The 23,283-nt window shown below is 64.2% G+C and carries 20 protein-coding genes; 11 read left to right on the forward strand and 9 right to left on the reverse strand.

From position 1 onward, the window contains the following. Positions 1 to 110 precede the first annotated feature (110 nt). The 3 genes from BN2476_RS21725 (at position 111) to BN2476_RS21735 (ending at position 3,926) form a co-directional block, all read left to right on the forward strand. On the forward strand, positions 111 to 1,520 hold the full coding sequence (locus BN2476_RS21725; RefSeq protein WP_087736231.1) for a DUF2957 domain-containing protein: 1,410 nt from the start codon (positions 111 to 113) through the stop codon (positions 1,518 to 1,520). A 167-nt stretch (positions 1,521 to 1,687) separates the two neighbouring features. Then, the gene (locus BN2476_RS21730; RefSeq protein ID WP_087736232.1) at positions 1,688 to 2,935 is read left to right on the forward strand and encodes a DUF2957 domain-containing protein; all 1,248 of its coding nucleotides are present in this window, start codon (positions 1,688 to 1,690) and stop codon (positions 2,933 to 2,935) included. A gap of 154 nt (positions 2,936 to 3,089) precedes the next feature. Beyond that, positions 3,090 to 3,926 carry an OmpW/AlkL family protein gene (locus BN2476_RS21735; protein ID WP_087736233.1) on the forward strand — a complete coding sequence of 279 codons (837 nt, stop codon included), beginning with the start codon at positions 3,090 to 3,092 and terminating at the stop codon, positions 3,924 to 3,926. Between the two features lie 258 nt (positions 3,927 to 4,184). Here the strand turns inward: BN2476_RS21735 and BN2476_RS21740 are convergent, their stop codons facing one another. Next, entirely contained in the window at positions 4,185 to 5,114 is a 930-nt protein-coding gene (locus tag BN2476_RS21740; RefSeq protein WP_087736234.1) for a LysR family transcriptional regulator, read from the reverse strand. Between the two features lie 96 nt (positions 5,115 to 5,210). Between BN2476_RS21740 and BN2476_RS21745 the strand changes: the two genes are divergently transcribed. Beyond that, the gene (locus BN2476_RS21745) at positions 5,211 to 6,500 is read left to right on the forward strand and encodes an MFS transporter (RefSeq protein WP_087736235.1); all 1,290 of its coding nucleotides are present in this window, start codon (positions 5,211 to 5,213) and stop codon (positions 6,498 to 6,500) included. Positions 6,501 to 6,588: 88 nt separating this feature from the next. Here BN2476_RS21745 and BN2476_RS21750 read toward each other — a convergent pair whose 3' ends face one another. After that, positions 6,589 to 7,236, reverse strand: a complete 648-nt coding sequence (locus BN2476_RS21750; RefSeq protein ID WP_087736236.1) for a LysE family translocator — start codon at positions 7,234 to 7,236, stop codon at positions 6,589 to 6,591. A gap of 165 nt (positions 7,237 to 7,401) precedes the next feature. Further along, positions 7,402 to 8,271: an NAD(P)-dependent oxidoreductase gene (locus tag BN2476_RS21755; protein ID WP_087736237.1), complete on the reverse strand. Its 870-nt coding sequence runs from the start codon at positions 8,269 to 8,271 to the stop codon at positions 7,402 to 7,404. A 103-nt stretch (positions 8,272 to 8,374) separates the two neighbouring features. Between BN2476_RS21755 and BN2476_RS21760 the strand changes: the two genes are divergently transcribed. Next, complete coding sequence (locus tag BN2476_RS21760; protein ID WP_087736238.1) at positions 8,375 to 9,130, forward strand: Mut7-C RNAse domain-containing protein; 756 nt, start codon at positions 8,375 to 8,377, stop codon at positions 9,128 to 9,130. A 99-nt stretch (positions 9,131 to 9,229) separates the two neighbouring features. Continuing rightward, positions 9,230 to 9,517: a hypothetical protein gene (locus BN2476_RS21765; RefSeq protein ID WP_087736239.1), complete on the forward strand. Its 288-nt coding sequence runs from the start codon at positions 9,230 to 9,232 to the stop codon at positions 9,515 to 9,517. A 194-nt stretch (positions 9,518 to 9,711) separates the two neighbouring features. Here the strand turns inward: BN2476_RS21765 and BN2476_RS21770 are convergent, their stop codons facing one another. After that, positions 9,712 to 9,921 (reverse strand): hypothetical protein, encoded by a 210-nt coding sequence (locus BN2476_RS21770; RefSeq protein ID WP_087736240.1) that lies wholly within the window; start codon positions 9,919 to 9,921, stop codon positions 9,712 to 9,714. 337 nt (positions 9,922 to 10,258) lie between these two features. Between BN2476_RS21770 and BN2476_RS21775 the strand changes: the two genes are divergently transcribed. Further along, positions 10,259 to 11,209: a DMT family transporter gene (locus BN2476_RS21775; RefSeq protein WP_087736331.1), complete on the forward strand. Its 951-nt coding sequence runs from the start codon at positions 10,259 to 10,261 to the stop codon at positions 11,207 to 11,209. 86 nt (positions 11,210 to 11,295) lie between these two features. Here the strand turns inward: BN2476_RS21775 and BN2476_RS21780 are convergent, their stop codons facing one another. Beyond that, positions 11,296 to 11,568, reverse strand: a complete 273-nt coding sequence (locus tag BN2476_RS21780; RefSeq protein WP_087736332.1) for a hypothetical protein — start codon at positions 11,566 to 11,568, stop codon at positions 11,296 to 11,298. A 459-nt stretch (positions 11,569 to 12,027) separates the two neighbouring features. Beyond that, positions 12,028 to 13,368: a YbfB/YjiJ family MFS transporter gene (locus BN2476_RS21785; RefSeq protein ID WP_162849260.1), complete on the reverse strand. Its 1,341-nt coding sequence runs from the start codon at positions 13,366 to 13,368 to the stop codon at positions 12,028 to 12,030. Between the two features lie 154 nt (positions 13,369 to 13,522). Here BN2476_RS21785 and BN2476_RS21790 point away from each other — a divergent pair, with 154 nt between their 5' ends. Continuing rightward, positions 13,523 to 15,124 (forward strand): sensor domain-containing diguanylate cyclase, encoded by a 1,602-nt coding sequence (locus BN2476_RS21790; RefSeq protein WP_218274533.1) that lies wholly within the window; start codon positions 13,523 to 13,525, stop codon positions 15,122 to 15,124. A gap of 223 nt (positions 15,125 to 15,347) precedes the next feature. Here the strand turns inward: BN2476_RS21790 and BN2476_RS21795 are convergent, their stop codons facing one another. After that, positions 15,348 to 16,409, reverse strand: a complete 1,062-nt coding sequence (locus tag BN2476_RS21795) for a LacI family DNA-binding transcriptional regulator (RefSeq protein ID WP_087736241.1) — start codon at positions 16,407 to 16,409, stop codon at positions 15,348 to 15,350. Positions 16,410 to 16,539: 130 nt separating this feature from the next. Between BN2476_RS21795 and BN2476_RS21800 the strand changes: the two genes are divergently transcribed. Next, positions 16,540 to 17,736 carry a phytanoyl-CoA dioxygenase family protein gene (locus tag BN2476_RS21800; protein WP_087736242.1) on the forward strand — a complete coding sequence of 399 codons (1,197 nt, stop codon included), beginning with the start codon at positions 16,540 to 16,542 and terminating at the stop codon, positions 17,734 to 17,736. Between the two features lie 51 nt (positions 17,737 to 17,787). After that, positions 17,788 to 18,942, forward strand: a complete 1,155-nt coding sequence (locus BN2476_RS21805; protein WP_087736243.1) for a Gfo/Idh/MocA family protein — start codon at positions 17,788 to 17,790, stop codon at positions 18,940 to 18,942. Positions 18,943 to 19,461: 519 nt separating this feature from the next. On the opposite strand, the gene BN2476_RS21810 is transcribed toward BN2476_RS21805, so the two are convergent. After that, complete coding sequence (locus BN2476_RS21810; RefSeq protein ID WP_087736335.1) at positions 19,462 to 19,728, reverse strand: hypothetical protein; 267 nt, start codon at positions 19,726 to 19,728, stop codon at positions 19,462 to 19,464. Between the two features lie 750 nt (positions 19,729 to 20,478). Here BN2476_RS21810 and BN2476_RS21815 point away from each other — a divergent pair. Next, positions 20,479 to 21,291, forward strand: coding sequence for a class I SAM-dependent methyltransferase (locus tag BN2476_RS21815; RefSeq protein WP_087736244.1), 813 nt, complete (start codon positions 20,479 to 20,481; stop codon positions 21,289 to 21,291). 132 nt (positions 21,292 to 21,423) lie between these two features. Here the strand turns inward: BN2476_RS21815 and glmS are convergent, their stop codons facing one another. Continuing rightward, positions 21,424 to 23,241 carry a glutamine--fructose-6-phosphate transaminase (isomerizing) gene (gene glmS / locus BN2476_RS21820; protein WP_087736245.1) on the reverse strand — a complete coding sequence of 606 codons (1,818 nt, stop codon included), beginning with the start codon at positions 23,239 to 23,241 and terminating at the stop codon, positions 21,424 to 21,426. Positions 23,242 to 23,283 lie beyond the last annotated feature (42 nt).

Below are 23,283 nucleotides of genomic sequence, written 5' to 3' on the forward strand. Positions count from 1 at the left end.
GACAGTCTTAAATCGCGCAGCGAAATTAGCTCGCAAATTAGATCAGTCGGCAAACACGGATCGGAGTAAGCGTTAAAAGCCCCAACTCCGGCCAACAGGGAGACAACAGCATGTACGCCATTTCGAAAGGGCTGGCATGTGCCATTGCCAGCTCGCCTTTTTTGCTCGGCTGCGGCGGAGGGAAGGCAGATAACCCCGGTTCGATCCAGACGAGCCAGTGCTCGGGATCGAGTTGCGGCGTGCAGGGGCCACCGACGTCGACGGCCAGCGCGAGTACGCTCTGCCCCGCCGATGCCGACATCGGCAAGAACACCTACCTGGGCGGGGCCGGCAGCGGCGAAGTCGTGTCCCTGAACATCGACGCCGTGAAGATGACGTACAAGCTGACGTTTCTGGAATCGCCGATTCCCGTGTCGACGGGACAGGTCGACAAGACGCGCGCGGGCACGACCGTCACGGGCGCTGTCATGCATCCGCCCGCAGGCATGCTGCCCAACGCCGAGCAGACGCGCTGCGCGTTCATGCTGACGCCGGCCTCGGGCACCGCGCCGTCTACGGGCTCGACGTACACCACATCGTTTTCGTCGGCGAACCCGCCGATTGTCTTCGTCGGCAAAGGCGTCGCGGGCGGCGGCATTCCCGGCGCGGACATCTCGTACGCCGGCAAGAACATCCTGACCTACCAGAACGTCGGCGCCGTGCCGAGCCGGCACTTCGACTTCTATCCGTTCCTCGGCTTCGCGAGCACGACGACCGATCTCTCGAAGCTCGCCGGCATCTACAACGGCCTGCTGTATCACATCGAGCCATCGGCGAACTACGCGGCGGCCGCAACCAGCACGTCCGAAACGTTCGACGCAAACGGCGCCTGCTCGTCCGCATCGAATCCGGCGCCCACTACCGGTAACACGAGCTCGACGGGATGTCTGTCGACGGGCGACCCGCTGACGCTCAACGCCAACGGCTATTTCGACAGCAACAACGCGCCGCGCATCGAAAACCAGTTCAGCTTGCCGCTGCTCGGCCAAAGGGGCACGTCGAAGGCCCATATGATCCTCGGTCAGCTGAACGGCGCCACTGTCCCGGTCGTCGTGAGAACGGGCTATGTGTTCACCGGCACGGGCGCCGTTCCTCTCGACGCGCAGGTCGACGACGAATCCGGCATCGCGATGCTCGCTAGCGCGACGCCGCTCGCGTCGGGCGGCTTCGACGGCGGCTATGTCGGCGCGGACTCGAACTTCAAATACACCGCGTCGCTGATCCAGGGCGGCCTCGGCACTTTCATCAATCCGACCACGCAAGCAGCCGAAAGCGGCTTCGCGCTGAAGTACGGCCTCGGCAACCCCGGCGTCGTGAACGTTGGCGACACGCAGGGCAAGTTGGGCCTCGCCATCGCCGCGGGCGGACTCTACGCGATCTTCATCGAGGGCACGGAAAACGGCGGCGTCGCGCCGACTTCGGCCAACGCCGACACGGCCAGTTCGCCGTACTTCAGCGTCGGCGCACAGATCAGCAAGTGAACCAAGTGAGCGACCCGGCGACACGATTGCAACCGGCAACCCGGCAACAAGACATGCAGCAAGGGCAGCAGGACGCAACGAACGCGGTACGGCAACAACGCTAGATCACGAGACCGAAAGGCGGCTGGACTGGGAGCCGGCTGCCCACAACAAGACAGGGAGGCACAATGAACTGGAAGATTCTTTCGGCGCTGGCTTTTGCTGCGCCGTTGCTCTCGGCTTGCGGCGGTTCGGGCGGCGAAGGCCCGCCGCCGACGGAAGCGCGCCTTTGCCCTTCGTCGCTCGATTACGGCACGACCTTCACGGGCGGCGGTGGAGATGGCGAACTCGTCAAGCTGCAACTCGACACGACGAAGATGACGTGGCAAGTCACCTACGTCGAATCGCCGATACCTGCGACGAAGGGAACGGTCGCGCCCACCCGCAAAGGACAGACGGCATCCGGCACGCTCACCCAGGAAACGCAGCTGCCCACCAACAAGCTCAATCAGTGCGCGTTCCGCCTGAACGGCGCGAGCCTCGATCCGAACCGTCCGGCGCGCATCTTCGTCGGCGAAGGCGTGGCAGGCGGCACGATTCCGGGCGCCGAGATCCAGTTCGATGGGATTCTCGGCCAGGGCAAGGTGCCCGATACGACATTCCCGTATTACCCATTCATCGGCTTCTCGTCGATCGAGAAGAATCTTGCCAACGTCGTGGGCACGTACAACCAGCTCGGCTATCACCAGATTCCGTCGCAAAACTTCGCACCGACCGTCGTCGATACGAAGATCACGATCAACGCCGACGGAACCTGGACCGAGTGCGACAACGCGGGCGTCAACGCCGGCAAGTGTCAGCAGCCTGGCACGAACTGGGCGCAGTCGTCCGACGGCAGCGGCGCGTTCGAAACCGACAACTTCCAAGGCCAGGGCAAACCGACGCTCGCGACATCGCCTGTCGCCAAGGGCTTCATGATCGTCGGCAAGCTGCGCAACCAGAACGTGCCGATCCTGATCCGCACGGGCGTCGCGAATTCGTCGCTGACGCCGAATCCGCAGAACGGCTTGAGCGGCCCCGTCGCCGATGACGAATCGGGTATCTCGATCCTCGCGCCTCAGACGAACATCGCCGTCAACTCGCAGAACGGCGAGTACATCGGCGTCGACAGCGAGTTCGACTACCGGACGAATGCGCTCGTCGGCACACAGGCGACGCTGCTCGATCCGTTCAACCCGTCGCAGGCCTCGCTCACCAAGGCGCTAAACCTCGATTTCACGCAGACGGTGCCCGGCGTCGTCACGTCGACCTACGCGAGCGCGGCGGCAGGCAGCGCGCCGACCGGCAAGTTCATTTTCACGGGGGGCGTGTTCGGCTTCCTGGACTTGTCGAATGCGTCGTCGCCGTACTTCACGATCGGCGCCTTCGTCCAGTGATGGGCGCGCGCTCCTCACCATAAAACGCAACGAGGCGATCGCCCCTCGGCCCGTCCCTCTGCCCGCGCGGCAGAGCGGACGGCCGGGGCGCGGGCCAGACGGCGCCGATAACGCCGTTGCCCGCGCGGCAGGCCGCCCGCTCAGGAGGAACAGAATGAAAAGGCTCTTGGTCGCGGCGTCGGCTGCCGCAATCGGCGCGCTCGTCACGCAGAGCGCGCACGCGCAAAAGGCCGGCGACAATCTCGTCACGCTCGGCTGGTTTCACGTGATGCCGCAGGATTCGAGCACGCCGCTCACGACACACGTCGCGCCCGTGCCGATCAACACGCCTTTGCGGCTGCCGAGTTCGTTCACATCGCCGGGCACCAGCCTGTCGACGACGAATGCCGACACGGCCGGTCTCGTCTTTTCGCACTTCGTCACGGACCATATCGCGGTGACGTCGGTGGCGGGCATTCCGCCGAAGTTCCAGATATACGGGCACGGCACGATCCAGCCGCCCGGCCCGGCGGGCGCGCTCGGCAAGCAGGACATCGGCGATCCCGCCGTCAATCCGATCGTGAAGAGCGTGCGGCAATGGAGCCCGGCGCTGATCTTCCAGTATTACTTCGCGTCGGCGACGGCGAAGTTCCGGCCGTTTCTCGGCATCGGCGTGTCGTACAACTGGTTCAGCGACATCCAGCTAAACAACAACTTCGTCACGTCGACGCAGGACAACCTCGGCGCGATCCTCGCCGCGGGCGCGGGCAAGCCGGGCAAGACATCGGTGGAAGCGAAGGCGTCGTCGTCATGGGCACCCGTCTTCAACGCCGGCGCGATGTACAACATCACGGACCATTGGGGCGTGACGGCGTCAGTCACCTATATCCCGCTGAAGACAACCTCGTCGGTGATCATCAAGGCGGCGGACGGCACGGAACTGGGCGTATCGAAGGCTGAGCTGAAGGCCGATCCGATCATCACGTACCTCGCGGTGTCGTACAAATTCTGACGACGCGAGTGCGAGCGCGAGCGGCTTTGATGGCACCGGCCGCGCGCAACAGCAAGGACGTGAAGGAAACGGGCAAAAAAAAGCCCGCCGAAGTTGGCGGGCTGAATCCATATCAGAGGAGACATGGAGGAGACAAAAACAACTATAGCAAACCCTGTGATGCGACGCAACATTTCAATTTAGAGCAACCGCTCTATGCAGCACATGGGCGACATATCGCCGTACCGCACCTTGCGAGGGCGTTCGTTGTGCTCCGCATCATGCCGTCGAGCCGGCCAACGGCCAGCAGGCGGCATCCTTTTCCAGCTTTTCGATCAGCGCGTCGCGCATCAACGCGATCGGCCGCATCAGGCGCCCAGGCAGCGCCCCATGCACGAGCCACACGTTCAGGCCGCTGCGAAAATCCGGCACGTCGAGAATCTGCAGCGACTCGCGCTGCGGGCTGCGCGCCAGCACTTCCGGTGCCGCGAGCCCCACGCCCAGGCCGCGCGCGACGAGCGACAACTGCAATTCCGAGCCGAATGCCTCGACGGCGACATTGAACGGCAACCCCGCAGCCGACATCGCGCGGCTCAGCGCCGAGCGCATCCCGCAGCCATCCTGATTCAGCACCCACGGATGACACGACAGTTCGGCGAGCGTCGTCGGCTTCCCGGTGAAGCCGAACGAGCGCGGCGCGACGACCACGGTCGGCTTGTACGCGAGCAGCGTCGCGGTGAGCGCTTCCGGCAACGGGATGCCCTCGGGCAGCAGCACCACGGCCGCATCCGCCGAGGCACGCTCGACGCCCTGCAGCAACCCCGGCGACCAGCCCGCCGTCACGCGCAGCGTGAGCTTCGGAAACGCGCTGCGCAACCGGTCGATGGGCTGCTCCAGCGCGAGTTCGGACAGAAACGGCGGCACACCGATTTTCAGCTCGCCCGTCGGCTCGCTGTCGGGCGACGCGACGGCCATCAGGTCATCGACGGCGCGCAGCACCGTACGCGCGAGCCCGTACACCTCGTTGCCCGCCGCCGTCGGCCTGAGCGGCTTGCTCTGCCGGTCGAGCAACTCGATGCCGAGCATCGTCTCCAGGTTCTGCACGCGGCGCGTGAGTCCCGGCTGCGTGAGAAACAGCTTTTCCGACGCCCGCACCATCGATCCGCTTTCGACAACCGCGACGAACGCCTGCAAGTCTCGCGTGTTCAAAACTTCCTCGCATAAACATTATCGAGATAATTCAATTGTCGCATAACGTCGGCATCCCTACGATAGGACGGACCAAAACCTTTCGGAGCCGAACCGATGAACCGACCCGCCGACACCTGTCCGCGCGCCGTCACCACACCGCCCTCGCCGTCATTGGCGCGATCGCCCGCTACGCGGGGGACTTTGACCACGCCGTTGACGCTCTTTTTCGCCGCCGCAGTCGGCGTGATCGTCGTGAATCTGTCGGCGGCACAGCCGTTGACGGGGCCTGTCAGCCGCGCGCTGAACCTGCCGCCGGAACTGGCCGGACTGATCGCGATGCTGCCTCAGCTCGGCTACGCGGCCGGTTTGCTGCTGCTCGTGCCGCTATGCGATCTGCTCGAAAACCGCCGGCTCATCTTCAGGACGCTCGCGTTCTGTGCTGCGTTCCTCGCGCTATCGGCGCTCGCACGGTCGGGCTGGCTATTTCTGGCGTCGGCATTTCTCGCGGGCGCGACGTCGAGCGTGATCCAGATGCTCGTGCCGATGGCGGCGTCGATGGCGCCGGAAAGCCGGCGCGGGCGCGCCGTCGGCAACGTGATGAGCGGACTGATGCTCGGCATTCTGCTGTCGCGTCCGCTTGCGAGCGTGATCGCGGGGTCGTTCGGATGGCGCTCGTTCTACGGCATCGAAGCGGCCGCCGATGCGTTGCTTGCGCTCGTCCTGTACGTTCAGTTGCCGAACCACATGCCACTTGCCCACGCGCGCTACACGGAATTGCTGCGCTCACTGTGGACGCTGTTGCGCACCGAGCCCGTGCTGCAACGGCGCGCGACGCTGGCCGCGCTCGCCCTCGGCGCGTTCAGCGCCTTCTGGACGGCCATCGCATTGCGGCTCGCGCAGCCACCGTTTTCGCTCGGCATGCAAGGCATCGCGGCATTCGCGCTGGCGGGCGCCACGGGCGCGATCGTCACGCCGCTCGCCGGCTATCTCGGTGATCGCGGCGCGGAGCGCTCGACGCAGATCGCCTCGCATCTGGTGATGATCGGCGCCGTTCTCGTGCTGGGTATCGCGGGCGCGGGCTGGGGCGGCTTCTCGCCGGCTGCGCATCCCGTTGCGGCGCTCGCGCTGCTGGTCGCCGGCGCCGCAGCGCTCGATGCGGGCGTCATCACCGATCAGACGCTCGGACGACGCGCGATCAATCTCATCAACCCGACCGCGCGCGGTCGGTTGAATGCGCTCTTCGTGGGAATTTTCTTTATCGGCGGAGCGATTGGCGCCGTACTGGCGGGCGCGGCGTGGGCGTGGGCCGGATGGAGCGGCGTGTGCGCGATAGCCTTGGGGTTCACAATCGCCGTGCTGCTGTTCGGATTCGTCGACCGCGCCGCTCGGCGGACCCCGCATTGAGCGTGGTTGCTCGCAGCAAGACCGGGCGAGCAAGCCGAACAATCGAGGGCCCGCTCGCCGCGCTGAACCGCGTGGCGAGCGTGAAGCGTCAGTGCCGCACCAGCGCCATCATCGCGCCGAAGCCGACGAACACGCCGCCCGTCAGCCGGTTGAACGCCTTCGCGACGCTGCTGCTTTTAAGCTTCGCGCCGATCTGCGTGCCGCAGCCCGCGTACACAATGTACCAGCTGACTTCGAGCACGGCCGTCGTCGCGACGAGAACCGCGAACTGAGGCAGCGTCGGGCGCGACGCGTCGATGAATTGCGGCAGCAGCGCAGCCGAAAACAGAATCGCCTTCGGATTGCTGCTGCCGACGAGAAAGCCGTTGCGAAACAGCGAGCCGCGCGAACGGGTGAGCTTGCTGCCCGTATCGTCGGGCGAAGCCTCGATTTTCGCCGCCGCGATTTCGCTCGCGGGCGCACGCCATGCCTTCACGCCGAGATAGATCAGATACGCCGCGCCGAGCAGGCGCAATGCATTGAACATCGTCGGCCAGGCTTTCAGGAACACACCAAGCCCGGCGACAGACACGGCCAGCATCAGCATCAGCGACATCAGACAGCCGGCCATCGTGGCCGTCGTTTGTCGCATGCCGTAGCGTGCGCCGTGCGTCATCATCAACAGCATGTTCGGACCGGGGATCGCGCAGACGACAAAAACCGTGGCCACGTAGAGCCACCAGGTATGCAGACTCATGATGCTTCGTGCTCGATGAAATGGAAAACGGGCGGGACGAACATTATGCCCGCCCCGCCCGTTGCGCGCCGAAGCCCGCCGCCTGCCGCCGCGAATGACAGCAAGGATCGACAAGCGACGGCGCGGTTCAAGCCGGAATCAAAGATCAGCTGCCGCTACAAAGCGTCAGCGGCCCGCTCGCCGCGAGGCGACTTGCCCAAGCACGGCGAAATCCTTCTCTCCATCACCATGCGCGACTGCTTCGATCAGGCTGTCGCGCACGACGCTCGCCACCGGCAGCGGCGTCGAGACGGAGTCGGCTGCCGCCAGCGCGAGCCGCACGTCCTTCAGGCCAAGCCGCGCCTTGAAAAGCGCGGGCTCGTAGCGCCGTTCCGCGATCATCTTGCCGTAGCCCTGATACACCGGCCCGGGGAACACGCTATTCGTGATGACGTCGAGAAAATCCTGCATCGCGACGCCATGACCGCCCAGCAGCGCCGATGCTTCGCCGAGCGTCTCCACAGCGGACGCCAGCATGAAGTTCGCCGCGAGCTTCACGACGTTCGCCTGCTGCGGCAGCGAGCCGATGCGCCACGTCTTCTGGCCGATCGAATCGAACACCGGCTGAACGCGGTCGATCGCCTCGGCGGGCCCGGCAGCGACGATCGTCAGCTTCGCGGCGGCCGCCACGTCCGGCCGGCCCATCACGGGCGCCGCCACGTAGTGCACGCCACGGCTCGCGTGCGCAGTCGCGAGCTCTTCGGCGAGCGAGACGGAAATCGTCGCCATGTTCACGTGGATCAACCCGCGCGGCGCATGCTCGAGCAACGACGCGCTGACGACATCGCGCATCGCGGCATCGTCGGCGAGCATCGAGAAGACGGCGTCCCCGGCGAAAGCCTCGGCGGGCGAACCGACCACCTGCGCGCCCAGTTCGGCTAGCGCCTGCGCCTTGTCCGGCGAGCGGTTCCACACGCGCACGCTGTGCCCGGCTTTCAAGATGTTTGCGACCATCGCGCCGCCCATCTCACCGAGACCGATAAAACCGATGTCCATCAATAGCTCCTGTTCAACAGAATCCGCAGTAGAGCATAGTCGCGCGAGCCGTGCTCGTAATTGCCCATCGGCACTGCGCCGGACGCAGTGCCATACTCGCACCATGGTCACCGCGACTTTCCGCTTCTACGAAGAATTGAACGACTTCCTGGCGCGGCCGCTGCGTCGGCAGTCATTCAGTTGCGAGTGCGCGCGCGCCGCCACGGCCAAGCACATGATCGAAGCGCTCGGCGTGCCGCATACGGAAGTCGAGCTGATCGTCGTGAACGGCGAATCGGTCGGCTTCGAGCATCAGTTGCAGGAAGGCGATCGCGTTGCCGTCTATCCGAAGTTCGAGGCGCTCGACATCCAGCCGCTGCTGCGCGTACGCGAGCGCCCATTACGCGTGGTGCGCTTCGTCGCCGACGCGCATCTAGGCGGGCTCGCGCAATTGCTGCGCCTGGCCGGCTTCGACACACTCTACGACAACCATTACGCCGATTCGCACATCGAGTCGATCGCCTCCGACGAAGACCGCATTGTCCTCACGCGCGACCGAGAACTGCTCAAGCGCCGCACGATCACGCATGGCTGCTATGTACGCGCGTTGAAGCCCGAAGCACAGTTGCGCGAGATTTTCAGCCGGCTCGATCTGGCGGGCACTGCGCGGCCGTTTCGCCTGTGCCTGACGTGCAACGCGCCGCTGCGGCGCATTCCAAAGGACGAAGCAATCGGACGCGCGCCCGCCGGGGTGCTCGAGCGGCATTCGCAGTTCGTGACTTGCGACATCTGCCGGCGCGTCTTCTGGGAAGGTTCCCATTGGCGGCGGATGCGCGCGTTGATGGATAGCGTGACGGGCGCGCAGACTGCCGCGCAATGACCTGCACCCTGCCGTGCACACACGGCGCTGCTTAACCGGCATTTCAGGCGCGCGCGGTGCGTACAATGTCGGATTGCTTATTCGTTAGAGGCCTTCAGCATGGCAATGAAGAAATTCGACCTTGAGAAGAACAAGGCGCTGAAACTGGGCAACCAGATGAAACAAACCCTCGCCGCCGACCGTTTCGGCAAGGCGTCGTCGCAACAGCCGCAGCTCGACCGGCGCGAGCAGCGCAAGCTCGATCAGGCAATGGGTCTCGTGCCGTTCGCGTGCAAGCTGCCGGAAGCGCTCGTCGATCAGTTGAAGGAGCGCGCCGCGACGCATCCGGAAGGCATGAACGCGCTGATCGCCGAATTGCTGGTCAACGGACTCGCAGCGAGCGCTTGAGCGCACGCAAAGCGCGGCGTCGACGTTTTCCGTTCAGGTGCGTGGGCACGACTGCCCGCGCTGAAAATGCAAAAGGCCGAAGCATTCGCTTCGGCCTTTCTTGTTGCTACGCCAGCAGCGCTGCGAAGGCGCCGGTGCCATCGAAGATGACGCGCCGGGCAAACCGCTCGCAGCTTGAGTGACGAACGGGCTGCTTAGTTCGTCGTGCCCTTGTCGTTCGTACCTGCAGCCGAAGCGGCGCTCGACACGCCTGCACGCTTGCCGTGCGTCTTCAGTTGCTTGTGGGCGTGCTTCGGCTTGGCGGCGCTAGCGGCTGCCGGTGCTGCGTCGGATGCCTGTGCGAAAGCCTGAACGGACACGAGTGCGAGCGAGGCGGTGATGAGCGAGGCGATGATCTTCTTCATGTGTGTTTATCCCCAAAACCTGACGACTTTTTAAGTCAAATGTTGAATTGGACAGCAAGACGGTGAAGCCGGCCGGGCCACACAGCGCCTCCCGGCTCCCCGCGGGGGAGTATCACGCAGCGTAGGCAGTTTGTCATCCCATAAAGTTGGATTGTATTTTCGGGGACACATTTAGCTTACTCGATGCTTTCACCCCGTCGACGCTTCGCCGACGGCGTGCCCGGGTATCATGTCGGCTGCCACCAATGCCGTCATGAATCATCGTTTCGTCTGAAGAGATACGCGCCCTATGCGCCGCGCATCCCACGAAATGAGTTGCCTTGCAGGAAATCTCCGCTTGAAAACCGCCACCCGCCAACACCTGCGCGCGAATCTTCTGATGCTCGTCGCCGCAATGATCTGGGGCAGCGCATTCGTCGCGCAGCGTCTGAGCCTCGATGCAATCGGACCGTTTCTCTTTACCGGGCTGCGCTTTCTGCTGGGCGCGTTCGTCGTGCTGATCGTCTGGTCGATCACGCGACGCCGCAAGCCCGGCATCCCGACGGAAACGACGCCCGCAGTCGCCGTTTCGACCGCACGCAAGCTATGGCGCGACGGGGCGCTGCTCGGCCTGCTGGTCGCCGTGTCGATTTCGTGCCAGCAGATTGGCCTCCAGTACACGAAAGTCGCCAATGCGGGCTTCATCAGCTCGCTGTATGTCGTCATCGTGCCGTTGATGGGCGTCGTGCTGCGCCATCAGACGGGCCTCGGCGTGTGGCTCGGCGCAACGCTGGCCGCGCTCGGCATGTACTTCCTGAGCGTCGACGAGCATTTTTCGATTCTGTACGGCGACTGGCTCCAACTGGCGGGCGCCATCGTGATTTCCGCCCAGGTGGTGCTGGTCAGCCGTTTTGCGCGCCGTCACGATCCCCTTGCGCTCGCGCTGGTGCAGTTCGTCGTGTGCGGCGTCGTGAGCCTCGCGATCGGACTCGCCGTCGATCCGCTGCGCCTGAGCGACATCGTCCGCGCCGCGCCGACGATTCTCTACGGCGGCGCACTGTCGGTGGGCGTCGCGTACACGATTCAGGTGGTCGCGCAAAAAGATGCCGCGCCCGCGCACGCCGCCGTGATCTTCAGCATGGAAGGCGTGTTCGCGGCGCTGGCCGGCTGGCTCGTGCTCGGAGAAACGCTCGCGGCGCGGGCAATGCTTGGCTGCGCGCTGATGCTCGCGGGCCTGATCGTCTGCCAGGTGATGCCGATGTGGAGCGGCCGGCGCCAGGTATCGTCCGATTCAGCGGAACCGGCCTGACGCGCGGCCCGCTGGAATTACGCCGCGCGAGCGGTCACAGGCGACCACAAGCGGCGACGAGCGATTACAAGCGGTCACAAGCCGCTTCAGGCGACGGCCTGCGCGGCAAACGCGCTCTGCCGGCTTTCGTCGTCGGAACCGCGCTTCTTCGGCGTCGGCGGAAAGACGCACCAACAGCCGTCGTCGTGACGAAAGAAGAAGAGCGAACGCCGACCGTCCGGCAACGATGTCTCGACGCGCACGTAGCGGGTGTTGTCCCGTTTCGTGCGGCCGACCTGGGTCACGCGCACGGGTGCTGAAACCGGCCCCAGCCACTTGTCGACCAGAAAATGCAGCGACTGCTCGGTGGCGGGTTTCATGACGTTCTCCACGTCCTCTTTTCGCGGGAGCCTTCGCGCACTGTGTCAGGCTTTTCCTGCTCTTCCTCCGCTGCCTCAGCTGCTGCAAGCTCCATCGCCCGTTGCGTCGCAGCTGCGCGAAGCGCCCTGCAATCCGCCGCGTGCCGCATGTCCGACAGTAGCCGAACCAGTTGTCGCGCGTTTCTACGTTTCATAACACCCCCCGCACTGCACAAGAGACTTGAGAAAGCACTTTAACTTTAGGCCTTGATCTCCCGTCTCTCTAGTTGTTTTGACGAAATAGCAACAGTCAAATTCGAATGGAAGCACTGAGTATTTCGTCGGTTTTCATCGTGTTCCCGCTGTTGCCCGCAGTCTGTGCGCTGGCGACCGCAATCTTTGAGGCGTGCAGCCCGCGCAATACCTGATGTGGCATTGAATATGCTGTTGCGCCGTACATGCGCGCGTCGACGAAAACGATCAGTTGACCGAATCTCCCTTTTGCGCCCATGTCCTCTGACATGTCGCAAGCGCCGCGCCCGCAGCAAGCAGACATGCCGAATAGATGAGGCCGCGTTCTAGACCGGCGCCGTCGGAGACCCAGCCGATCACCGTCGGCCCGACGATCTGCCCAAACGCGAACACGATCGTAAAAGCGCTGATGCCGCGTGCCCAATGCGCGGCGGGCAGATTGTGACGCACGAACGCTGTCGTCGATGCGACGGCGGAAAGGAACGTCGCGCCGAACAGCAACCCCGACGCAAACGCGACGACGGGATGCGCGACGAGCGCAGGCAGCACCGTCGCGAACGCAAGCAGAGCGTTGAGCACGGCCAGCGCCTGGCCGCCGCGCATGCGGTCGAGCAGCCGCGACCAGATGCGCGCGGAGACGATCGTCGCCATGCCGAGCAGCACATAGAAGCCCGTCACGACGCCTTCGCTCATGCCGACGCCATGCAGGAGCGCGACGATGAACGTCATGTAGCCGATATAGCCGACGCCGAAGAGCCCGTAGCCGGAAAGCGCGAACGCATAGCGAAAGACCGACACGTGCCGCGTTGTTGCGGCAGCTTCGCCCGCTGCGCTCGTCCGCAAGACATGCTGCTTGTCGACGCGCCTCGCAGCGATGCCGGCGACGACCGACAACGCGACGCACGCGCCTGCAAGCGCAAACCATGCAACTTGCCAGCCATGCACGGCAGCGACGAGCGTGGCGGGCACGAGCAGCGCCGACGCGACGATGCCCCATCCCGTGCCGCCGTAGTAGAGGCCGAGAACGAGCCCTGCATCGCGCGGACTCGACGATGCGAGCCGTGCCGCCAGCACGCCGCCGCTCACGAAGATGAACGCGCTCGCGATGCCTGTCGCGACACGTTGCGCGAACAGCGCGTTGGTGTCGGACAGCATGCCTGTCGCCGCCATCAGCAAGGCCGTCGCAACGCATCCGCCGATAAAGAGCGCGCCTGCCGACCATCGCCGCGACAGTCGAGGAAACGCCAGCGCGCCGAGCAGATAGCCGAGCGCATTCGCTGTGTTCATCGCGCCCGCTTGCGCGAAGCTCCAGCCGAGGTCCGTTTTCATCGACGGCAGCAGCAGCGCGTACGAAAAGCGCGCAAGCCCCAGCGCGATCGCGCTGCCCATCGACAGGCTGATGGCGAGCCACAGCGTCCGTCCGCGGCGCGGCAAGCGGGCGTCCTGCGCGGCGCGCGATGCTTCGCCGGATAACGCTTCATCTTTTGGCCGCCACTCGCCTCGTTCGATGAGATCGGTGAGGCTGAAGTCGGTCCATGAAAATGCGCGGCGAGCGAAGCCAGTCGTCATGTCGTTGTTTGTGATAGTCGGTTGGGCTATCACTGTACATCGCAAGCGCGCGTTCAGTAGGTACGCATTCGACACGCATCGAACACGATCGCGGCGCTTGCTGGACACTTCGCCAGCCTGATAGCGTAGTGATCCCACTACAGAGACTGTCCTTGTGTTGAATCCGCTTCTGGTCATCCGTCACAGGCTTCACCACCTTGAGCGCACGCACGGCGCGGCCGTGTCGCAAGCGGTTGGCAATCGCCCGTTCCTGACGGGCATTGCGGGCACGCTGATCGCGACGGCGATGGCGGGCCTGACGCTGGCCACGCTGTACTCGGGACGCACCGACGCGCTTGACCACGCACGCGAAACGTCGGCGAATCTCGTGCTGCTGATATCGAGCGATATCGCGCGCAACGTCGAAATCTACGACCTGTCGTTGCAGGAAATCGTCCATCGTGCGCAGGAGCCCGCCGTCTGGCAGATGCCCGACGAGCTGCGCCGCACGATGCTGTTCGATCGCGCGACCCTGGCCGCGTACCTCGGCGGCGCCTATGTCGTCGATGCGCGAGGCATGCTCAAGGCGACGCAGCAAGGCCCCGTCAACAAGACCGTCAAGTTCGACGACCGCGACTATTTCACCGTCCAACGGCGCGACCCGCAGGCCGGCCTGTTTGTTTCGCATCCGTACCGGTCGCGGCTGCGCGGTCACGAGCTTTCGTTTGCACTGTCCCGACGCATCGATGCGCCCGACGGCTCGTTCGCCGGCGTCGCGCTGCTCGCAGTACGCATCGCCTATTTGCAGCGGCTGCTCGACAAGGTCAGCACAGGCCAGGCGGGAACGGCCGCCATTCTGCTCGACGACGGCACGGTGCTCGCGCGCAAGCCGTTTGTCGAAGGCCTGATCGGCACCAACGTAAAAGGCATTCCACTGTACGCCGACAGGCGGATGGGAACGGCAGGGTCGTACATCGACTATTCGCCCGTCGATCATGTGCAGCGCATCTACTCGTACGAGCATGTGCCCGGCACGCCGCTGGTGGTGGTCGTCGCGCCCGCCGTCGATGATGTGCTCACCCTATGGCGCACGCGCAGCGTGATCGCGGGCGGACTCACTTTCATGCTGGGCGCAATCGTCGTGCTGGTCTGCTGGACGCTTGCGTTCACGCTGCGCGACAAGGTGCGTGCGCAGGCGCGCCTGGCCGAGCTGGCCGCCACCGATCCGCTCACCAAGCTGAGCAACCGCCGCACGCTCGACCTGCATCTCGACGACGAATGGCGCCGCGCGCGGCGCACGGACGCGCCGTTGTCGGTGCTCTTCATCGACATCGATTACTTCAAGCGCCTCAACGACACCTACGGCCATGCAGCCGGCGACGAAGTGCTGGCGGCCGTCGCGGATTGCATCGCGTCGATGGCGCGGCGCTCGATCGACATGGTCGCGCGATATGGCGGCGAAGAGTTTGCCGTCGTGCTGCCGGACACGGGGTCGAATGCAGCGATCCATGTCGCCGAGAAAATCCGCCGCGTCGTCGAGACGTCGCGCGTCAAGCAACTGCCGCCCGATCACGGCGGCGTGACGGTGAGCATCGGTGTCGCGACATGCCGTCCCGCCGACGGCGGCACGCCGCCGGAACTCGTCGCCGCCGCCGACGCGCAGCTCTACGCGGCGAAGGCGGCTGGGCGCAATCAGGTGAAATCGGCGGAATGGACGCAGGTTGACGAGGCCAACGATCATGCGGAACGTGCCGGTTCGGCGAAACGGCGCGCATGAACCGGAATACGCGGGACACAGCGAATTGCGGGGAAAAACGCTCACTATTCGCTCAATGGCGCTTGCCGCGTCGACGTAGACTTGTTCCCGTCTCCAGGTTCTCCATGATTCTTCACGCAGTTGGAATCATCGGGACGATTTGCGCGCCACGGCTTTTGTCCGTGGCGTTTTTCTTTTCACGGCCAAGCGAACAGCATGTGGTGACGCGGCCGCGCGGTAGCCGCTAACTCTCGCGCTCATCGCGCCCGGCAAAGCGCCGCGCCACTTCGTGCGGAATATTCTCCGGCGTCACCACCACGACCGACGACGACGCGCTCACCGCCGACATCGGCAGCAGGTTGTGAAAGCACATCACGTGGCGACACGCCGAGCGCATGTCCTGCCGCAAGTCGTGGTGCAGCACCGCCGTGATCGCGCGGTCGCGCAGCAACTGCACGTTCTCGCGATCCAGATCGTGTCCGATGAAGCACTTCGGATGCTGGTTCAGCGACCCGAGCGCCCGCAGAATCGCCGCGTTGCCGCCGCCCATCGAATAGACGGCGGCAATCTTCTGCCCCGCTTCGAGCGCCTTGCGCACGCGGTCTTCCGTTTCCGCATCGAGCCCCTGCCCGCCGCTCGCGTCGATCAGCGTCAGATGCGCGTACCGTTCGCGCAGCGTCGCGCGAAAGCTCGCCTCGCGCTCTTCTTCGCCGCGAAAGCGCTCGTTGCTCATCGTCACGAGCACGTTGCCCGCGCGCCTGCCGAGCCAGTGGCCGATCAGATATGCAGCCGTCGCGCCGCCGACACGATTGTCGAGCCCCGCATACGCAATGCGCTCCGACACCGGGATGTCGGTAAACATCGTCACGACAGGAATATCGCGCTGCTTCAGTTCAGCGATGGCTTGCGCGATCTCCGGCACGTCCTGCGCCTTCAGAAACACACCGTGACTTCCGCGCCGCGCGATCGCGCGCAACGCATCGACGACTTGCGCCGTCGTCATCGTCTCCTGCATCAGAAAGCGCGGCCGGAAGATCGCGGGATGCAGGCTCGGAATCGTATCTTCGAGCGCGTCGCGGATCTCGTCGGCGAAACGGCGCGGCGCCTCCACGACGACATCGACGACGAGCTTGCGCCCGCTCGTCGCCATCGTGATCTGCTGCTTCTCCAGTTCCCTGATCGCCTGCATCACGCGGCGGCGCGTGTGCTCGCGAACGTGCGCGCGACCGTTCAGCACGCGGTCGACGGTGGCCGTGCCGAGCCCCGCCTGCAACGCGATTTCCTTGATCAGAAAGGGATGACTCATGGCTCGCAGGCCGAAAGCGCCGTCGGTTTTTGATGTGTTTTTGATGTTTCGATAGTAACGCAGCGCCGAAGTTTGGCGATAAGCTGGTTCGAAACATCCAGCCATCAGGTTGCATCGGAAGGGAGACGACATGAGCCAGAACCCTCGACGTTTTGCATCGGGCGCGCACGCATGGTTTCGCGAAGCGGACTGTTCCGTCGACGGCTTCGCGACGCTGATTGAAGCTTCGCGCGAAGCGTACACACGGCCGCGCTTCGCCGCCGCCATCGAACAAGCTATTCCCGTGTACGACTGCGACGCGCTGCGGCCTGTCGTGGGCGATGCGTCGCGGCGTCCCGAACTGCTGGCCGAATGGGCCGACGTGTTGCTCGACGGCGCCGGCGTGTTCGTGCTCAAGCGCGCCTACGAAGACACGTCCGCGATCGACGATGCAACCGCGATCTTCGAATCGATCATCCGAAGCGAGCGCAAGGCGGGAGGCGGCGCCGATCACTTCGCGAAGGCCGGCGCGAACGACCGCATCTGGAACGCGCAAGAAAAGCTCTGCCTTGCCGCGCCGGAAGTTTTCGTGCGCTACTTCGCGAATCCGATCCTGATGGCGGCCGCCGAAGCGTGGCTCGGCCCCGGCTATCAGATGACGTCGCAGGTGAACGTCGTGCGTCCGGGCGGCGAAGCACAACAGGCGCACCGCGATTTTCATCTCGGCTTTCTCACCGTCGACGAAGCGCAGCGCTTTCCCGCCCATGTGCACTTGATGTCGGCGCTGCTGACGCTGCAAGGCGCCGTCGCGCACACCGACATGCCCGTCGATAGCGGGCCGACCAAGCTGCTGCCGTTCTCGCAGCGTTATCCGCAGGGCTATGTCGCGTGGCGCCGCGCGGATTTCCGCGAGTATTTCGAATCGCACTACGCTCAGCTGCCGCTGCGAAAGGGCGATGCGATCTTCTTTAGTCCCGCGCTCTTTCATGCGGCCGGTTCGAACCGTACGCGCGACGTGCAGCGGATGGCGAATCTGCTGCAGGTGTCGTCGGCCTATGGGCGCGCGATGGAATCGCTCGATCGCGCGCGCATGTGCAATGCCGTGTTTCCCGCGTTGCGTGCGATGCGCGCGCAACGGCGGATCGGCGCGCCGGAAGCGGTGGCCGTGATCGCATCGTGCGCGGAAGGCTACGCGTTCCCGACCAATCTCGATCGCAATCCACCCGTCGGCGGACTCGCGCCCGCGAGCCAGCAACAGATCTTCGCGACAGCGCTCGATGAAAACTGGTCCGACGGAAAATTCGCGGAAGCACTGCGCGATCTCGAAGTCCGCAACGCGACGCACTAGCTACGCACTAGCTACGCACTAGCTCGTACTTACTCGAACGACGGAGACGACATGACGATAAGCACAATCGGCAGACGCATTCGGCTCGGACTGATCGGCGGCGGCCCGGGGTCGATCATCGGCGAGACGCATCGCATCGCGGCGCGGGTGGACGGCCACTACGACATCGTCGCGGGCGCGCTGTCCTCCGACCCTGAACGCGCGCGTCAGGCGGCGTTGAATCTCGGCATCGAGCATGAGCGCGCGTATCCGTCGTGGCAGCAGATGATCGAAGAGGAAGTCGCGCGGCCCGATCGCATCGACGTGGTCGCGGTGATGACGCCCAACGACTCGCATCACGCGATCTGCATGATGGCGCTCGACAAGGGCTTTCACGTGATCTGCGACAAGCCGCTGGCCAACGATCTGGCGCAGGCGCGCGAGATTGCGGCGCGCGTCGAGGCGACGAACGCGGAGTTCTGCGTGACGTACTGCTACTCGGGCTTTCCGATGGTGCGGCAGGCGCGCGATATGGTCCGTGCTGGCGAACTCGGCGAGATTCGCCAGGTGCATCTGCAATACGTGCAGAGCTATCTGGCCGCGCACGATCTGCCCGCCGGTTGGCGCACGGAATCGGGACGCGCGGGCCGCTCGCTCGTGCTGATGGATATCGGCACGCACGCGTTTCATCTGGGCGCGTACGTCACCGGGCTCGACGTCACGCGCGTGTGCGCGGACGTCGGCTCGGCGATTCCCGGCCGCACCATCGACGATTATGTTTCCGCGCTGCTTCGCTACGAGAACGGCGCGCGCGGCTCGCTCTGGGTAACGAACGCGGCGGCTGGCTCCGAGCATGGACTGAGCTTTCGCATCCACGGCGACAAAGGCGGGCTCGAATGGCATCAGGAAGAACCGAACCGTCTGATTCATCGCCGGCATGACGGCTTCGAGCAAATCATCACGCGCAGACTCGGCCCGACGATGAGCGAAGGTGCGCAACGCTCGACGCGCATCGCCATCGGCCATCCCGAAGGCTATCTGGAAGCGTTCGCGAATCTTTATACGGAGTTCGCGGAGCGTGTCGCAGGTCGGATCAGCGAAGGCGAACGGGATGACAGGCCTACGCTCTTTCCCGGCGTGAGCGATGGCGTGAAGGGACTCGCATTCGTCGATGCATCGGTGAAGAGCATGGCGGCGGGCGCGTGGCAGGACGTCGAGCGCGCTTGATCTGCGGATCGTGTACGCCAAAAAAAGAGCCCTGTTCCGCGGGGGAACAGGGCTCGGTGGATGAGTCATATCGTACAGGCGCGTGGATGCTTGCCGACTTGCTGCTCATCACATGAAGCTGTTATTGGTCACGCTTCTTTTTGCTTCGATTTGGCCCCGCGCCTACTCCTTGCTGCTAACCCCAACTGCATTCTTTAAACCGGTGAATCGACTGCTCGTTTGCCGCTGCTACGACTGCTGTTGCCGACTGCATTGCTTCGCTACTGCGGTACTGCCCGACTGCTACTGCTGTACTGGCCTACTGCTACTGCAACGAGGACTTCAAACTGCTGATCGAACTGCAGGCAACCTACGGTCTTGCACGACGCGGAGGGGAACCGCATCGATGGGGCTTATTGAATCGCCGCTCCATGGAAAGAAGTATAGGAGCGGGCTCGCGCAATCAATTGGCTGAAGCGAGGGCGATTCGTGGCGCTGTTCGCCCGTTTGTTCGCGGGCGGCCAGCGGCGCGCGATAGGTTCACGTTGCGAAGCGCGTGCTCGCCGCGTGCGAACGGTAGGCGCTGCCGAACAGCACGTCCGGATCGGCACGGTCTTCGTCGGGCGTTTCACTGAGTTCGCGGAACGTCGCGACGAGGCTGTCCCACGAAGCGGACCAGCGTGTTTCTCTCAAACGGCAGCCCGTGCTGTCCGTGATGCGCAGGACGCCCGTGTCAGGGAAAAAAGTGAGCGTGACCGCGATTCCATCGATGACACACGTCGCAGTACAGGGTTTTGCTGCAAGCACGATCGCCTCCGGTTGATGTGTGGTGAAGTCCGCTTCATTGGCGGGCGCGCAGTAAAAAGCAATGGGCAAGCCATGCGGCCCTCGCGGGCCGCATGGCTTGCTACGCGGGACGTGCGGGCGCTCGCGCGCGATTCAGGAGCGAACCTTTCGACGATGAGTGTTGGCTTGCTCCGCACACAATGCTTTCGCACTGCCTTCGCCAAACCGACACTGCTAACCGACACTGCTATTCGCGCACAGACTCATCAATCCAGTGTTGTCCAGGGAACAGGCAAATTCCATCGTCTGCTGCACATTCACCCCGTACGCATGCATTACTCAACGCTTTTAACTCATCGATATGTATACGTAGTAGCAGTTAACAAGCATCGCCGTTTCCTGTGGACAAGCATCAAATCCGCATGGCTTTCAATCGATTGCGAAACGGATACCCGTGCGAATAAACGTGGGACGCGTGGCGGCAGCCTTGGATAACTTTTGCGGTGTTTGAACGCGCGGCGAGTTTACCCAGAATCCGCCCACAGCAATCGCCTCCGCGATATCCCCATGTTGTCCAGAGCATCGTGTGGACATCCGGATGTCGGGCCCGCGTGGATTCACACCGTTCGTCGATTGATCGTTGCACTCTCGCGCGAGGGGCCTATAACGGAATTCATCGCGCGAAATCGCGGCGACGGGATGAAGCCGTTGCCGTGAACAGGCATCGCTCGCTATCGTCATGAACGCCATAATGCGTCTGGAGAAACCGACATGGAAGAAAGCGAATTCGGCGCCTTCGAACATCGAGGCTGGGAACGGGCCGCGCAGCCTTATCACACGTATTTCGGTAACTTGACCATTCAGTCCCACGGTCCGTTGCTCGACGCGCTGGACGTCCGGCGCGGCGTCCGCTTCCTCGACGTCGCATCGGGCCCCGGCTATCTCGCTGCGGCGGCCGCGCAGCGCGGCGCCGATGCCGTCGGCGTCGACTTTGCCGAGTCGATGGTCGATCAGGCACGGCGCATCTATCCCGCGCTGACGTTCCGCATCGGCAGTGCGGAAGACCTGCCGTTTCCCGACGAGTGTGTCGACGCCGTCGGCATCAACTTCGGGATGCTGCACTTCTCGAATCCCGAGAAGGCGCTTCTGGAGGCATTCAGGGTGCTGCGGCCCGGTGGCAAGGTCGGCTTCACGAATTGGGCGACGCCCGACAAGGCGGCCGGTTTCGCGATCGTGCTGAATGCCATCGAGGCGCATGGCCGGATGGATGTTCAGTTGCCGCCAGGGCCGCCCTTCTTCCGGTTCAGCGACTGGGACGAATGCAAGCGCGTGCTCGTCGAGGCAGGCTTTCTCGATCCGCGTGTGCAGGAAATCGGGCTGACCTTGCATGCGCGCGCGCCGGGCGCGCTATTCGACATGGTGAGGCGAGGCGGCGTGCGCATTTCCGCGATCCTGAATGCGCAGACGCCAGAGGCGCTGGACTTGATCGAGAAGACGATCGGCGAAGGGGCTGCGCGATATGAAAGCGCCGGCGGGGTGCGAATACCGATGCCGTGCGTGCTGGCCAGCGCGGCGAAGCCTTGAGCGTTCGCGAGGGAACGTCAGGCAATGGAGGAAGGGAGAGCTTGAATTCGAGGCGTTCCGGATACGCCCGCCAACATGGCGCCGTATCGGGAACGCTTGCACGACAACAACATCACTGCAGAGCGAACAGCCTCACTCCACCGTGACGGATTTCGCGAGATTGCGCGGCTTGTCCACGTCCGTCCCGCGCGAGCACGCCGTGTGATACGCGAGCAACTGCAGCGGCACGACGTGCAGAATCGGCGACAGCAAGCCGTAGTGCTCCGGCATGCGAATCACGTGCAGCCCTTCGTCGTTGACGATCTTCGTATCGGCATCGGCGAACACATACAGCTGACCGCCGCGCGCGCGCACTTCCTGGATGTTCGACTTGAGCTTTTCGAGCAGCGCGTCGTTCGGCGCGACCGTCACGACGGGCATCGCCTCCGTGACGAGCGCCAGCGGCCCGTGCTTCAGTTCGCCCGCCGGATACGCCTCCGCATGGATGTACGAGATTTCCTTGAGCTTCAGCGCGCCTTCCAGCGCGATCGGATAATGCAGGCCACGGCCGAGGAACAGCGCGTTCTCCTTGCGCGAGAACTCTTCCGACCACGCGATGATCTGCGGCTCCAGCGCGAGCACGCTGTTGAGCGCCGCGGGCAAATGGCGCAGCTGGCGGATGTAGTCCGCTTCCTGCTTCGCGCTGATGTTGCCACGCATCTTGCCGAGCGTCGCGGCGAGCACGAACAGCGCGACGAGCTGCGTCGTGAAAGCCTTCGTCGACGCGACGCCGATCTCGCGGCCCGCGTGCGTGAGGAACGACAGCTCCGTCATACGCACCATCGCGCTCGTGGCGACGTTGCACACCGACAGCGTGTGCTTGTGCCCCAGCGATTGCGCGTGCTTGAGCGCCGCGATCGTGTCGGCCGTCTCGCCCGATTGCGAAATCACGACGACGAGCGACTTCGGATTCGGCACCGAATCGCGATAACGGTACTCGCTCGCGATCTCGACCTGCGTCGGAATCTTCGCGATCGATTCGAGCCAGTACTTCGCCGTCAGGCCCGAGTAGTAGCTCGTGCCGCACGCGAGAATCAGCAGGCTGTCGATTTCGGCAAACGCCTTCGGGGCCGTTTCGCCGAACAGCGACGCATCGAACACGTCGGATTGCGGGATCGTGTCCGAGATCGCGCGGGGCTGCTCGAATATTTCCTTCTGCATGAAATGACGATACGGGCCAAGCTCAACCGCGCCGCCGTATGCCGCGACCTGGCGCACATCGCGCGCGGCCGGCTTGCCGTCGCGATCGAACACGCGGACCTTTTCGAGCGTCAGTTCGCAGACGTCGCCTTCTTCGAGGAACATGAAGCGATCGGTGCTGCCCGCGAGCGCAAGTGCATCCGACGCGAGGAAGTTCTCACCTTCACCGAGGCCGACGACGAGCGGCGAACCCTGGCGCGCGCCCACCACCGTATCCGGCTGGCTCTTGTGCAGCACGGCGATCGCGTAGGCGCCATGCAGGTGCCCCGTCGCTTCGCGCACGGCCGCGAACAGATCGCCGCTATATAGGCTTTGGATCAGATGCGCGATCACTTCCGTGTCCGTCTGCGAGATGAACTCGTAGCCCTTGCCGCGCAGCATGTCGCGCAGCGTCTCGTAGTTCTCGATGATGCCGTTGTGGACGATCGCGAGTTCGTTGCGCGAGAAGATCGGGTGGGCGTTGTCGGTGACGGGCGCGCCGTGCGTCGCCCAGCGCGTGTGCGCGATACCCGTCACGCCTTCGAGGCGCGTCTCGCGCACCTGTTCGTCGAGATCCGCGACGCGCGCCACGCTGCGCGCGCGCTTCGGCTCGCCGCCCGCGAGCACCGCGACGCCGCATGAGTCATAGCCGCGATATTCGAGGCGACGCAATCCTTCGATCAGAACAGAAACGATGTTTCGCTGCGCTACCGCGCCGACAATGCCGCACATAATCAATGATCCTTTGCAGAGTTAGGGTCCGCTGCGCACTTC

The sequence above is a fragment of the Paraburkholderia piptadeniae genome (assembly GCF_900007165.1).
GTDB lineage: Bacteria > Pseudomonadota > Gammaproteobacteria > Burkholderiales > Burkholderiaceae > Paraburkholderia > Paraburkholderia piptadeniae.

Excerpts from the sequence above, each read along its gene's own strand:
- BN2476_RS21725 (WP_087736231.1), top strand. The coding sequence starts at position 111 with ATGTACGCCATTTCGAAAGGGCTGGCATGTGCCATTGCCAGCTCGCCT.
- BN2476_RS21735 (WP_087736233.1), top strand. The coding sequence starts at position 3,090 with ATGAAAAGGCTCTTGGTCGCGGCGTCGGCTGCCGCAATCGGCGCGCTC.
- BN2476_RS21815 (WP_087736244.1), top strand. The coding sequence starts at position 20,479 with ATGGAAGAAAGCGAATTCGGCGCCTTCGAACATCGAGGCTGGGAACGG.
- BN2476_RS21780 (WP_087736332.1), bottom strand. The coding sequence starts at position 11,568 with ATGAAACCCGCCACCGAGCAGTCGCTGCATTTTCTGGTCGACAAGTGG.
- BN2476_RS21760 (WP_087736238.1), top strand. The coding sequence starts at position 8,375 with ATGGTCACCGCGACTTTCCGCTTCTACGAAGAATTGAACGACTTCCTG.
- BN2476_RS21795 (WP_087736241.1), bottom strand. The coding sequence starts at position 16,409 with ATGAGTCATCCCTTTCTGATCAAGGAAATCGCGTTGCAGGCGGGGCTC.
- BN2476_RS21765 (WP_087736239.1), top strand. The coding sequence starts at position 9,230 with ATGGCAATGAAGAAATTCGACCTTGAGAAGAACAAGGCGCTGAAACTG.
- BN2476_RS21730 (WP_087736232.1), top strand. The coding sequence starts at position 1,688 with ATGAACTGGAAGATTCTTTCGGCGCTGGCTTTTGCTGCGCCGTTGCTC.
- BN2476_RS21750 (WP_087736236.1), bottom strand. The coding sequence starts at position 7,236 with ATGAGTCTGCATACCTGGTGGCTCTACGTGGCCACGGTTTTTGTCGTC.
- BN2476_RS21805 (WP_087736243.1), top strand. The coding sequence starts at position 17,788 with ATGACGATAAGCACAATCGGCAGACGCATTCGGCTCGGACTGATCGGC.
- BN2476_RS21755 (WP_087736237.1), bottom strand. The coding sequence starts at position 8,271 with ATGGACATCGGTTTTATCGGTCTCGGTGAGATGGGCGGCGCGATGGTC.
- BN2476_RS21785 (WP_162849260.1), bottom strand. The coding sequence starts at position 13,368 with ATGACGACTGGCTTCGCTCGCCGCGCATTTTCATGGACCGACTTCAGC.
- BN2476_RS21800 (WP_087736242.1), top strand. The coding sequence starts at position 16,540 with ATGAGCCAGAACCCTCGACGTTTTGCATCGGGCGCGCACGCATGGTTT.
- BN2476_RS21745 (WP_087736235.1), top strand. The coding sequence starts at position 5,211 with ATGAACCGACCCGCCGACACCTGTCCGCGCGCCGTCACCACACCGCCC.
- BN2476_RS21770 (WP_087736240.1), bottom strand. The coding sequence starts at position 9,921 with ATGAAGAAGATCATCGCCTCGCTCATCACCGCCTCGCTCGCACTCGTG.
- glmS (WP_087736245.1), bottom strand. The coding sequence starts at position 23,241 with ATGTGCGGCATTGTCGGCGCGGTAGCGCAGCGAAACATCGTTTCTGTT.